Source organism: Streptomyces sp. NPDC107517 (assembly GCF_055582645.1).
In genome coordinates, this window is record NZ_JBVJPM010000002.1 from 569,037 (window position 1) to 581,278 (window position 12,242).

Sequence of the window (12,242 nt, forward strand, 5' to 3'; positions counted from 1 at the left end):
GGGAAGGGGCTACGTAGACTGCGTGCGTGGTGAAGAAGAAGGCGGTAGACGACACGGCGGGCGCGGAGCGCCCCGCACTCCCGGCGACCAGCTGGGCGGTGCTCGGACTGCTCTCCTTCGGTGAGGAGCTCTCCGGCTACGACCTGAAGAAGTGGTCGGACTGGTCCCTGCGTTTCTTCTACTGGAGCCCGTCGTTCAGTCAGATCTACAGCGAGCTCAAGCGCCTGGAGAAGGCCGGTTACGCGACCTCGCGGATGGTCGCGCAGGAGACGGGAACCCGCGACAAGCGGGTCTACCGGATCACCGACGAGGGCATGGAGGCGGTGCGGACCTGGGCGCGCGAGGCGCCCGTGGACCCGCCCGTCCTCAAGCACGGGCCCATGCTGCGGCTCTGGCTCGGGCATCTGCTCGAAGCCGAGCAGATGCGTGAAGTGCTCGCTCGGCACCGGGAGTTCGCGGAGACGATGCGGCTGCGCGCGGAGGAGGACGTGGAGGGCGCGAAGGCCAGCGAGGCGTGGAGCTACCCGGCGCTCACGCTCAAGTGGGCCGAGCGGTACTACGCCTCCGAACGCGACCTCGCCGACGCCATGCTGGCGGACATCGAGGAGCTGGAGCGCGGCAAGCGCCCGTAGGTGCGCCGGAAGTAGAGCAGTGGCCCCGCGTCGCGGTGCGTGGTCAGTGAGGTGACCCGGCCGAGCGCGATGGCGTGGTCGCCGCCGTCGAGCACGTCGGTGAGTTCGCACTCGATCGTGGCGAGCGCTCCGTCGAGCAGGGGCGCGCCGTTGCCGCCCGGCCGCCAGGGTGTGCCCGCGAACTTGTCGCCGCCCGTGACCGCGAAGCGCCGGCACAGCTCGCGCTGGTCCTCGGCGAGGACGTTGACGGCGAACCGGCCCGCCGCCCTGATCCGTGGCCAGGTCGTCGAGGTGTGCGCCGGACAGAAGCAGACCAGGGGCGGGTCGAGCGAGACCGACGAGAACGACTGCACGGCCATGCCCGTGGGCCGGCCGTCTCCGTCGAGTGCGGTGATGACCGCGACGCCCGTACAGAAACCGGCGAGGGCGGACTTCAGGTCCTCGGCCGAGGTGGCGGGGTGGGTGGGGATCGGCATGCGAGGCCTCCAAGGAATGTGCCTACTAGGTATATGCCTAACCGAAACACCTGTGATTGGATACCGGCCACGCTCGCACGTCAAGTACCCCTGATCACAGGGAGGGTTCGTGACCAGCACCACCCCACCGCGTACGCTCGCCCAGCTCCCCGAGTACGCCGCCGCCGCGTACGGCGACCGGGAGGCACTCGCCGACGGCGAGGTCCGCTGGACCTTCAGCCGGCTGCGCGACGAGATCGCCGCGGCCTCGCGCGCCGCCGTCGCACACGGCATACGCCCCGGCACCCGCGTCGCGATCTGGGCCGCCAACAGCCGCCAGTGGATCCTCGCCGCACTCGGCGCGGTCGGCGCCGGGGCGGTCCTCGTCCCGGTCAACACGCGCTACAAGGCGGCCGAGGCAGCCGACATCATCCGCCGCAGCGGCGCCGAGATCCTTTACACGGAACGCGGCTTCCTCGGCACCGACTACGTCCGCACCTTGACGGCGGGCGGAGAAGACCTGGGCGCCCTGCGCTCCATGGTCGTCCTCCGCGGCGAGGCGCACGACGACGCCATCGCCTGGGACGCGTACCTGAAGGCGGGCGAAGGTGTCACGGACACCGAACGCCTGGCCCGCGCCGCCACCGTGGGCCCCGACGACCTCAGCGACATCCTCTACACCTCCGGCACCACCGGCCGCCCCAAGGGCGTGATGACCACGCACGGACAGACCGTCCGCCTCTACGAGGAGTGGTCGCGCCAGGTCACGCTGCGCACCGGAGACCGTTACCTCCTGGTGAACCCGTTCTTCCACACGTTCGGCTACAAGGCGGGCATCATCGCCTGCCTGCTGCGCGGCGTCACGATGCTGCCGGAGGAGGTCTACGACACGGACCGTGTCCTGGAGCGCATCGCCACCGAACGCGTCTCCTGCCTGATGGGCCCGCCCACGGTCTTCCACGGCCTGATCCACCACCCCCGCCGGCATGAGACCGACCTCGCAGCGCTACGGCTCGCGGGAACGGGCGCCGCGGCCGTCCCGACGGAACTGGTAGAACTCATCCGCACCGAACTCGGCGCCCCCGACGTGTTCACGGCGTACGGACTCACCGAGTCGGGCGGCGTCGTCTCCGTCTGCCCCACGGACGCCGACGCGTGGACGGTCGCGCACACGGTGGGCCGCGCGCTGCCCGGCACCGAGATCCGGATCGCCTCACCGCTGGGCGACGAACTGCCCGCGGGCGAACCGGGCGAGGTGCAGGTGCGCGGCTACCACGTGATGCGCGGCTACCTGGACGACGCAACAGCAACCCGGGAGGCAGTCCCCCAAGACGGCTGGCTCCGCACGGGCGACATCGGCAAGCTCGACGACCGTGGCTTCCTCACCATCACGGACCGGCTCAAGGACATGTACGTGGTGGGCGGCTTCAACGCCTACCCGGCCGAGGTGGAGAACACCCTGCTCGGCCACGAACTGATAGTCGACGCCGCCGTAGTGGGCGCCCCGGACGAACGGCTCGGCGAGGTGGGCGTCGCCTTCATCGTCGTGTCCGGACCCGTGGACGCGGAGCAGCTCACCGCGTGGACGCGCGAGCGCCTGGCGAACTTCAAGGTCCCACGCCGCTTCGTGACCGTCCGCGAGCTCCCGCGCAACGCGGGCGGCAAGCTCCTGAAAGGCGCGCTGCGCAGCAAGGCAAGAGGAGACCGGGGATGAATTTCACCAGCGAACAGGACGAACTGCGCTCGGCCGTACGGGCGGTGCTGACCCGGCACGAGGGCGCGGCCGCGTGGGGCCCGCTCACCGAGGCGGTCGGCGCGGCGGGCCTCGGGGTGCCGGAGGAGTACGGGGGGTGCGACGGCGGCACGGTGGAGACGTACGTGGTCATGGAGGAACTGGGCCGCACCCTCAGCCCGGTCCCGTACCTGGCCTCCACCGTCCTGGCCACACAGGCGCTGCTCGCGTCCGGCGACGCGCAGGCCTGCGCAGAGCTGCTTCCCGGGCTCGCCGACGGCACCGCGGTGGGGGCGCTGGCCTGGGCGGAAAACGGAAGCTGGGAGCCGGACGCGATGAACGCCCGGGTCCGAGCGGGCCGGCTCACCGGAGTGAAGGAGCACGTCCTGACGGGTCCAGGGCGCCCGGACGCCCTGCTGGTCCTGGCCCGAGGAGACGACGGACTCGCCCTCTACCAGGTCCCCACCGCACAAGCCGAGTTCACGCCCCTCCCGACCATGGACCAGACGCGCCCCCGAGCTCGCATCACGTTCGACGCGACCCCCGACGCCAAGCTCCTGGCCACCGACGGAGAACGCATCCTGTCCCGAGTGCGGGACCTCGCCTGCACAGCGCTGGCAGCCGAACAGACGGGCGCCGCAGCCCGGGCACTCGAGGACACCGTCCAGTACGCCAAGGACCGAGTGCAGTTCGGGCGGCCCATCGGCTCGTTCCAGGCGGTCAAACACCGGATAGCCGACCTGTACGTCCAACTGGAGGCGGCACGCTCACTGGCACTGGCAGCCGCGCACGCCGACGCCGCACCCGACCTGGCGGCAGCGGCAAGAGCCGCCTGCTCCCAGGCGTACACGCACATCGCCGGCGAGATGATCCAGCTCCACGGAGGCATAGGCATCACCTGGGAACACGAGGCCCACCGCCACCTGAAGCGGGCCCACTCGGGCCGCCACCTGTTCGGCACCCCGTCAACACACCGCCAACGGCTCGCCTGCAGGCTGGGCCTGACCCCAGTGGCGTAGCCTCGGCACTCCCGCCACACGACAGCACCATCGGAGCCGCCCAATGCCCGGGATCACTGACAACGGCGTACGGCTGCTGCCCGCGGCGGAACGGACCGCTGCGCCCTGGAAGAACGGTGGCGGGGTCACCCGCAACATCGCTGCGTCGCCACCGGACGCGGGGACGGACGACTTCGTGTGGCGGGTGAGCCTCGCGGACGTCGAGGGCGACGGCCCGTTCTCGTCGTTCCCCGACGTCGACCGGACCCTGACGATGGTCGAGGGCGCGGGCATGGAACTGACGCTCGGTGGCGAACACACCACCGTGGACGAGCGCTACGTGCCACAGGACTTCCGCGGAGACGTGCCGACCGACTGCCACCTCATCGACGGCCCGGTGGTGAACTTCAACGTCATGTGGCGCAGGGGAGCGGGCTCGCCCCCATCGGTGGCCGTGGTCCAAGGCCGCCTCACCCTTACCGGCAAGGCCCTGGTGGTAGCCCTCGACGAACAGGGCGCCGACATCGCCGACGTCACGCTCGGCCACTACGACGCGGCGCTGATGGACTCCACCACGGGTAGGGCGGCCCTGCACGCCAGGGGACGCACCGCCGTGGTCACGTTCCACTGAGCGCCCCACCCTCGGCGGCGTACGAGCCGACCGCAGCCGAGAGGGAAACCCCACCGGCCGTCAGCCGCCCCCGACGGAAGGGGACGCGGCGGAATGCGCGCGCGGAGCCACCCCAGGAAGCGCTCGGAAGGCAACGCTCCGGCGCCCGGACCCCGCAGAACGGCGAGCACGCACACGCGGTGGTCACCATCCCTGAGCGCCTCCCGTCGGCGGCGAACGAGCCGACCGCAGCCGAGAGGAAAGTCCCACCGGCCGGCAGCCGCCCCCGACGGGAGGGGACGCGGCGGAATGCGCGCGCGGAGCCACGTGCGGGAGCGCTGGGGCCCACGTTCCGATGCCCAGAACCCATAGAACAGCGAGCACGTACATCCCGGCGCGGCCCGCACCCGCGAACGGTGAGACGCAGCAGACGCGGTGCCGCACCCCCGGACGGTGAGACACAGCAGACGCGGCCCCGCAGCCCCGCACGCTGAACGGCGAGTGCCCCCACGACCGAGGCCGCGAGGCGCACCGAACCGGAACCGAACCGGAACCGAACAGACCCTCAGGGCGCAGTCAGCCGCCGACCCCCTCCGCCAGCACCCGAGCCCGGCAAGCCGCAGGCGTCCCCCAAGCGTCCCGCAGCGGCCGGGCCTTGCGCAGCCACAGTGACAGGTCCAGCTCCTGCGTGTACCCGATCGCCCCATGGAGCTGAAGCGCAGCCCGCGCCGCCGCGTAAGAAGCCTCACCCGCAGCGACCTTCGCCGCCGCGATGTCCCCTGGCGCCATCGAGAGCGCCGCCCCGAACACCAGCGGCCGCGCGAACTCCAGCCCCGTGAGCGCGTCCGCGAGCCGGTGCTTCACGGCCTGGAAGGAGCCGATGGGGACGCCGAACTGGGTGCGCTGCGTGACGTATTCGACGGTCCGGTGCAGCAGAGAGAGCCCCACGCCGAGCGACTGCGCGGCGGTGAGAAACGCGGCAAGATCGATGGCCCGCGCGGCAGCCTCCCGCACGTCCGGCCCCCGCGCGAGCAACGTCCCACCCTCCACAGCCGGGGCGTAGAGCCGGCGCGCAGGATCGGCGGACGGCAACAGGAGCCCGTGACCGCCGGAGGCGAGCCGCAGCTCGTCGGCGCTGACGACGAAGACGGCGTCGGCGGCATCGGCATCAAGGACGTACGACGAGTCCACACCGAAGGACACCATCACATCCCCGGAGGCAATCCCGGGAAGCCACTCCTTGCCGACATCGGGCAGGCAGTCCAGCAGCCGAGCAGCAGCGGCGGTTTCCACCACGGGCCCGGGCATCCCGTGCCGCCCCAACTCCACGTACGAGACGGCCAGTTCTACGGGCAGGAACCCGGCCCCGTCACAGGCCTCCGGAACGCCGAGTGCAAAGACCCCCGTCCCGCCCAGCCGCTCCCACAAAGCCCGCCCGGGCCCGTGATCGCCGGACGACCAGGCCCGGATCACGCCAGGCGTGTCCGCCGCGCCCAGCAACCGATCGAGCGTGCGCCCGAACTCGGCCTGCTCCGTGTCGAGGAGGAACCTCATCAGCGCCGTCCCTTCGGCAGGCCGAGCAGCCGCTCGGCGATGATGTCGCGCTGGATCTCATTGGTGCCCGCATAGATGGGCCCGGCGAGCGAGAAGACGTACCCCTCGCCCCACCCGCTCTCATCGGCCAACTCCCCCTCCGGGCCGAGAAGATCGAGCGCGGTCTCATGCAGAGCGATGTCGTACTCCGACCAGAACACCTTGTTCAGACTGGACTCGGCCCCGATCGTCTGACCGGCGGCGAACCGCGATGCATTGGCGTACGTGAACAACTGATACGCCCGCGCCCCGATCAGGGCATCGGCAACGCGATCGCGCGTCCCGGCATCCTCCCCCCGCTCCCTCCACAGCCGTACGAGCCGATCGGCGGCAGCGAGGAAGCGCCCGGGTGACCGGAGCGTGAGCCCCCGCTCGTTCCCCGTGGTCGACATGGCGATACGCCACCCGTTGCCCGGCTCGCCGATGACGTCCTCGTCGGGTACGAAGACCCGGTCGAGGAACAGCTCGGCGAACGCCGGCTTCCCGTCGAGCCGCCCGATGGGCCGCACGGTCACCCCGGGCGCCCGCAGGTCGAACATCAGGTAGGTCAGCCCCTGATGGGGCTTGGGCGCGTCAGGATCCGTACGGAAGATCCCGAAGGCCCGGTCGGCGAAGGCGGCCCGCGACGACCAGGTCTTCTGCCCGGACAGCAGCCAGCCCCCCTCCGTGCGCACGGCCCTGGACTTGAGGGACGCCAGGTCGGACCCGGCCTCCGGCTCGGACCAGGCCTGCGCCCAGATCGTCTCGCCGCTCGCCATGGAGGGCAGTACCCGGGCGCGCTGCTCAGGTGTGCCGTGGTCGAAGAGGGTCGGCGCGAGCAGGTTGATGCCGTTCTGCGAGACACGCCCAGGGGCGCCCGCGGCGTAGTACTCCTCCTCGAAGAGCAGCCACGAGAAGATGTCGGCGCCCCGCCCCCCGTACTCCTCGGGCCAGGACACCACCGACCAGCGCCCGGCGTGCAGCTGCGCCTCCCACGCGCGATGTGCGGCGAACCCTTCCTCGGTCTCGAGCGAAGGCAGTGGCTCGCCCGGAACGTGCCCGGCGAGCCACTCACGGGCCTCGGCCCGGAACGCGTCCTCGGTGGGCGTGAAGTCGAGGTCCATCAGGCGTTCGCCTCCTTCATCGCGCGTACGTCCATGCCGCCGAGGGAGTCCTTCGCGGTCTCCGCGTTGTGCGCGTGGGCGAGGTGGTGCAGGCCGAACACGGAGTCCATGCCGGCGTGCAGGCCCTGCAGGTCCTCGGCCTGGTTCACCGCCCGCTTGGTGAGGGCGAGCCCGAGCCGTGGCATCTCGGCGACGCGCAGCGCCAACTCGTCCGTCGCCCCGGCCAGTTCGCCGCGCCTCACGACGCGGTTGACCATCCCCACCTCGTAGGCCCGGCGGGCGCTCATCCGGTCGCCGGTGAACAGGAACTCCTTGGCGACGCGAGGCGGCATCACCCAGGGGTGCGCGAAGTATTCGACGCCGGGGATCCCCATGCGCACGACGGGATCGGCGAAGAACGCGTCGTCGGAGGCCACGATCAGGTCGCAGACCCACGCGAGCATCAACCCGCCCGCCACGCAGGCCCCGTGGACCGAGGCGATCACCGGCTTCGGCAGTTCGCGCCAGCGCCGGCACATGCCGAGGTACACCTCCGACTCGCGGGCGAACCGCGATTCGGCGCCCTGCTTGTCGGAGTGGTCCCACCAGAGCCCGGCCCGCCGCTCGAAGGGCAGGTGCGCGTCCCGCTCCGGGGTGCCGATGTCGTGCCCCGCGGAGAAGTGGTCACCCGCGCCGGCGAGCACCACGACCTTGACGTTGGGGTCGTCGGCCGCGCGGTAGAAGGCGGCGTCCAGGGCGTAGGTCATCGCCGAGTTCTGCGCGTTGCGGTACCGCGGACGGTTCATCGTCACGTACGCGACCGGTCCGCGGCGCTCGTACAGAACCGGCTCAGGACCCGTGGGCGGGACGGGCTCGGGACCCTCGTGCGGGGCGGGTTCAGGACTGTCGTGGGCTGCGGGCATCGGAAACATCCTTCCCTAACAAGTGTTTGGTAGGTTAACGTACGTCCATGAGCAGCGTCGAGGAGTTTCGCGCCGAGATCCGGGCCTGGCTCGCGGACCATCTCGTAGGGGAGTTCGCCGAGTTGAGGGGCCGTGGCGGGCCGGGCCGTGAGCACGAGGCGTTCGAAGGGCGGCTCGCCTGGGAGCGGCACATGGCGGCGCACGGGTGGACCTGCGTCGGCTGGCCCGTCGAGCACGGCGGCCGCGGCGCGAGTCTCGAGGAGCAGATCGCCTTCCACGAGGAGTACGCGCTCGCGGACGCGCCCGCCCGGGTCAACCACATAGGGGAGCAGCTCCTCGGCCCGACGCTCATCGCCTTCGGCACCGAGGGACAGAAGAAGCGCTTCCTGCCGCCGATCGTCGCGGTCGAGGAGCTGTGGTGCCAGGGCTACAGCGAGCCGGACGCGGGCTCCGACCTGGCGAACGTCCGCACGAGAGGCGCCCTTTCACCCGACGGGTCGCAGTGGGTCGTGGACGGGCAGAAGATCTGGACCTCGCTCGCCCATGAGGCCCAGTGGTGCTTCGTCGTGGCCCGCACCGAATCCGGCTCGCGACGGCACGCGGGCCTGTCCTACCTCCTCGTACCCCTGGACCAGCCGGGCGGCCGGGTCGACGTACGCCCCATCGTGCAGCTCACGGGCACCAGCGAGTTCAACGAGGTGTTCTTCGACGGTGCCCGCACCGACGCGTCCCACGTCGTCGGCGAGCCCGGCGACGGCTGGCGGATCGCGATGGCCACCCTCGGCTTCGAGCGCGGCGTCTCCACCCTCGGCCAGCAGGTCGGATTCCGCCGCGAATGGGACGCGCTCGCGGAGCTGGCCAGGAAGAACGGCGCGATCGCCGACCCTCTGATTCGCGACCGCCTCGTCCAGGCCTGGATCGACCTGGAAGCCATGGCGGCCTCCGCGCGGCGCGGCGTCGATCCCTCCGTCGGCAAGCTCCACTGGGCGGCCTGGCACCGCGGCCTCGGCGAGCTCGCCATGGACGTGTGCGGCGCCGCGTCCACGATCGCCGCCGGCGAACCCTACGAACTCGACGACTGGCAGCGGCTGTTCCTCTTCTCCCGCGCCGACACCATCTACGCCGGATCCGACGAGATCCAGAAGAACATCGTCGCCGAGCGCCTGCTCGGCCTGCCCAAGGAGGCGCGGGTATGAGCGCGAAGCCCGAGTACGTGCCCGGCCACGGCCTGCTGAAGGAGCGGACGGCCGTCATCACCGCGGCCGCCGGAGCGGGGATCGGCGGGGCGACGGCACGCAAGTTCCTCGAAGAGGGCGCCCGCGTCGTCATCAGCGACGCGCACGCCCGCAGGCTCAAGGAGAGCGAACAGGCGCTCGCCGACGAGTTCGGCGCGGCGAACGTCGCCTCACTGCCCTGTGACGTCACCGACGAGGAACAGGTCGGCGCCCTGTTCGCGCTGGCCGCCGAGGTGCACGGCGGCCTCGACATCGTGGTCAACAACGCCGGTCTCGGCGGTACTTCGGACCTCGTCGAGATGACCGACGACCAGTGGTCGCGCGTCCTCGACGTCACCCTGAACGGCACGTTCCGGTGCACGAGAGCCGCCCTGCGCGCCTTCCGCGACACCGGCCGCCACGGCGTCGTCGTGAACAACGCGTCCGTCGTCGGGTGGCGCGCCCAGGCCGGACAGGCCCACTACGCCGCCGCCAAGGCCGGCGTCATGGCCCTCACCCGCTGCGCCGCGATCGAGGCCGCCGAGTTCGGCGTCCGGGTCAACGCGGTCTCGCCCAGCCTCGCCATGCACCCCCACCTCGTGAAGGTCACCTCCGCCGAACTCCTCGCCGAACTCACCGAGAAGGAGGCCTTCGGCCGGTACGCCGAACCCTGGGAAGTCGCGAACGTGATCGTGTTCCTGGCGTCCGGCTACTCCTCGTACATGACGGGTGAGATCGTCTCCGTCAGCAGCCAGCATGCGTAGCACCGCGGGCGCGCCGGTGAGGACGACAATGGACCCGTGCCTACCAAGAAGAAGCCCCAGGTGACCGCCTCGCCCGAGCGCCGCCGCGAACTCCTCGACACCGCGGCCGAGGTCTTCGCCGCCCAGGGGTACAACGCCACCACCGTCCGCAAGATCGCCGACCACGCGGGCATGCTCGCGGGCAGCCTCTACTACCACTTCGACTCCAAGGAGTCGATGCTCGAAGAGATCCTGCGGACCTTCCTCGACGAGCTGTGGCACGGATACGACTCCGTCCTCGACTCCCGGCTCGGCCCCAGGGAAACCCTGGAGGCCCTCGTCACCGAGTCCTTCCGCGAGATCGACCGGCACCGCGCCGCCGTCGCCATCTACCAGAAGGAGTCCAAGCACCTCGCCGTCCAGGAGCGCTTCGAGTTCCTGGCCGCCTCCCAGCGCAAGTTCGAGAAGGCGTGGCTCTCCACCCTGGAGCGCGGCGTCGCCGCCGAGGTGTTCCGCGCCGACCTCGACATCCGGCTCACCTACCGGTTCGTCCGCGACACCGTCTGGGTCGCCGCGTCCTGGTACCGCCCCGGCGGACAGCACAGCCCCGAGGAGATCGCCCGCCAGTACCTCTCGATGGTCCTGGACGGCATCGCCGTACGCGCCACCCAACCCTGAAGGGAAACCCGTCATGGCCGAGGCCTACATAGTCGAAGCGGTCCGCACCCCCGTAGGACGGCGCAAGGGAGGCCTCGCGGCCGCCCACCCCGCCGACCTCGGCGCGCACGTCCTCAAGGAGCTCGTCGCCCGCTCCGGGATCGATCCCGCCGCCGTCGAGGACGTCGTCTTCGGCTGCCTCGACACGGTGGGCCCGCAGGCCGGTGACATCGCGCGGACGGCCTGGCTCGCCGCCGGTCTCCCCGAGGAGGTCCCGGGTGTGACCATCGACCGCCAGTGCGGTTCGTCACAGCAGGCCGTGCACTTCGCGGCGCAGGGCGTCCTGTCCGGCACCCAGGACCTCGTCGTCGCCGGCGGCACCCAGAACATGACGCAGATCCCCATCGCCTTCGCCTCCCGCCAGGCCGCCGAGCCCCTCGGCCTCACCGACGGGCCGTACGCGGGCAGCGAGGGCTGGCGGGCCCGCTACGGCGACCAGCCGGTGAACCAGTTCCACGGCGCCGAGCTCATCGCCCGCAAGTGGGGCATCACCCGCCGTGACCAGGAGGAGTGGGCCCTGCGCTCCCACGAGCGCGCGATCCGCGCCATCGACGAGGGCCGCTTCGCCCGCGAGAGCGCCGCCTACGGCGACGTCACCGTCGACGAGGGCCCCCGCCGCGACACCACCCTGGAGAAGATGGCGGGCCTCAAGCCCGTCGTCGAGGGCGGCACGATCACCGCGGCCTGCTCCTCGCAGGTCTCCGACGGCGCCGCCGCGCTGCTCCTCGCCTCGGAGCGCGCCGTACGCGAGCACGGCCTGACCCCGCGCGCCCGCGTCCACCACCTCTCCGTACGCGGCGAGGACCCCATCCGCATGCTCTCCGCGCCGATCCCCGCGACGGCGTACGCGCTGAAGAAGACCGGCATGTCCATGGACGACATCGACCTCGTCGAGATCAACGAGGCGTTCGCCCCCGTGGTCCTCGCCTGGCTCAAGGAGACGGGCACGGACCCCGAGAGGGTGAACGTGAACGGGGGAGCGATCGCGCTGGGCCACCCTCTCGGCGCGACCGGCGCGAAGCTGATGACGACCCTGCTGCACGAGCTGGAGCGCACAGGCGGACGCTACGGACTGCAGACGATGTGCGAGGGAGGGGGCCAGGCGAACGTCACCATCATCGAGCGTCTCTAGTCCCGTGACGGTCGTGCTAAGGTCGATGACGTTGCAGTTTTGGTACCCATAGACTTTATGTGCGCCTGACGGGAATGTTCCTCAGGCGCATTATTGTTTTCCGGCCGGTCCTCCGGGCCAACTCCGGATGGGGCTCAATGGTGCGACTGGAGATTCGAAGGACTCGGATTTCCGTACCGCCCCAGTAAAGGAGATTGTTATGGCCACCGGAACCGTGAAGTGGTTCAACTCGGAAAAGGGCTTCGGCTTCATCGAGCAGGACGGCGGCGGCGCCGACGTCTTCGCCCACTACTCCAACATCGCCACCTCGGGCTTCCGTGAGCTCCAGGAAGGCCAGAAGGTGACGTTCGACGTCACGCAGGGCCAGAAGGGCCCCCAGGCGGAGAACATCCTCCCCGCCTGAAACACCGC

13 protein-coding genes are annotated in these 12,242 nt (G+C 70.9%); 9 read left to right on the forward strand and 4 right to left on the reverse strand.

All coding sequences use genetic code 11. The features are described from left to right. The first annotated feature begins 26 nt into the window (after positions 1-26). Entirely contained in the window at positions 27-632 is a 606-nt protein-coding gene (locus ACZ67T_RS06315; RefSeq protein WP_100592279.1) for a PadR family transcriptional regulator, read from the forward strand. Here ACZ67T_RS06315 and ACZ67T_RS06320 read toward each other — a convergent pair. Further along, entirely contained in the window at positions 557-1,108 is a 552-nt protein-coding gene (locus tag ACZ67T_RS06320) for a flavin reductase family protein (protein WP_469981847.1), read from the reverse strand. The genes ACZ67T_RS06315 and ACZ67T_RS06320 overlap by 76 nt on opposite strands. A 109-nt stretch (positions 1,109-1,217) precedes the next feature. Here ACZ67T_RS06320 and ACZ67T_RS06325 point away from each other — a divergent pair, with 109 nt between their 5' ends. From ACZ67T_RS06325 to ACZ67T_RS06335, 3 genes are read left to right on the forward strand one after another with little or no spacing between them, the layout of a single operon-like run. Further along, positions 1,218-2,801, forward strand: a complete 1,584-nt coding sequence (locus ACZ67T_RS06325; RefSeq protein ID WP_469981849.1) for a FadD3 family acyl-CoA ligase — start codon at positions 1,218-1,220, stop codon at positions 2,799-2,801. Continuing rightward, positions 2,798-3,838, forward strand: a complete 1,041-nt coding sequence (locus ACZ67T_RS06330) for an acyl-CoA dehydrogenase family protein (RefSeq protein WP_469981851.1) — start codon at positions 2,798-2,800, stop codon at positions 3,836-3,838. The genes ACZ67T_RS06325 and ACZ67T_RS06330 overlap by 4 nt, the downstream gene beginning before the upstream one ends. A 43-nt stretch (positions 3,839-3,881) precedes the next feature. Next, complete coding sequence (locus ACZ67T_RS06335) at positions 3,882-4,448, forward strand: HutD/Ves family protein (RefSeq protein ID WP_469981853.1); 567 nt, start codon at positions 3,882-3,884, stop codon at positions 4,446-4,448. 555 nt (positions 4,449-5,003) lie between these two features. Here the strand turns inward: ACZ67T_RS06335 and ACZ67T_RS06340 are convergent. From ACZ67T_RS06340 to ACZ67T_RS06350, 3 genes are read right to left on the reverse strand one after another with little or no spacing between them, the layout of a single operon-like run. Next, positions 5,004-5,981, reverse strand: coding sequence for an acyl-CoA dehydrogenase family protein (locus tag ACZ67T_RS06340; RefSeq protein WP_469981855.1), 978 nt, complete (start codon positions 5,979-5,981; stop codon positions 5,004-5,006). After that, positions 5,981-7,123, reverse strand: coding sequence for an acyl-CoA dehydrogenase family protein (locus tag ACZ67T_RS06345; protein WP_469981857.1), 1,143 nt, complete (start codon positions 7,121-7,123; stop codon positions 5,981-5,983). The genes ACZ67T_RS06340 and ACZ67T_RS06345 overlap by 1 nt, the downstream gene beginning before the upstream one ends. Continuing rightward, positions 7,123-8,025, reverse strand: coding sequence for an enoyl-CoA hydratase (locus tag ACZ67T_RS06350; protein WP_469981858.1), 903 nt, complete (start codon positions 8,023-8,025; stop codon positions 7,123-7,125). The genes ACZ67T_RS06345 and ACZ67T_RS06350 overlap by 1 nt, the downstream gene beginning before the upstream one ends. A 47-nt stretch (positions 8,026-8,072) precedes the next feature. On the opposite strand from ACZ67T_RS06350, the gene ACZ67T_RS06355 reads away from it, so the two are divergent. The 5 genes from ACZ67T_RS06355 to ACZ67T_RS06375 all read left to right on the forward strand — a co-directional run bounded on the left by ACZ67T_RS06355 (position 8,073) and on the right by ACZ67T_RS06375 (position 12,234). Next, positions 8,073-9,221 (forward strand): acyl-CoA dehydrogenase family protein, encoded by a 1,149-nt coding sequence (locus ACZ67T_RS06355; protein ID WP_469981859.1) that lies wholly within the window; start codon positions 8,073-8,075, stop codon positions 9,219-9,221. After that, positions 9,218-10,003 carry an SDR family oxidoreductase gene (locus ACZ67T_RS06360; RefSeq protein WP_469981860.1) on the forward strand — a complete coding sequence of 262 codons (786 nt, stop codon included), beginning with the start codon at positions 9,218-9,220 and terminating at the stop codon, positions 10,001-10,003. The genes ACZ67T_RS06355 and ACZ67T_RS06360 overlap by 4 nt, the downstream gene beginning before the upstream one ends. Before the next feature lie 36 nt (positions 10,004-10,039). Then, positions 10,040-10,660 (forward strand): TetR/AcrR family transcriptional regulator, encoded by a 621-nt coding sequence (locus ACZ67T_RS06365; protein WP_100592289.1) that lies wholly within the window; start codon positions 10,040-10,042, stop codon positions 10,658-10,660. A gap of 13 nt (positions 10,661-10,673) precedes the next feature. Next, entirely contained in the window at positions 10,674-11,831 is a 1,158-nt protein-coding gene (locus ACZ67T_RS06370; protein WP_469981861.1) for an acetyl-CoA C-acetyltransferase, read from the forward strand. Between the two features lie 199 nt (positions 11,832-12,030). Continuing rightward, positions 12,031-12,234: a cold-shock protein gene (locus ACZ67T_RS06375; RefSeq protein ID WP_005318814.1), complete on the forward strand. Its 204-nt coding sequence runs from the start codon at positions 12,031-12,033 to the stop codon at positions 12,232-12,234. Positions 12,235-12,242 lie beyond the last annotated feature (8 nt).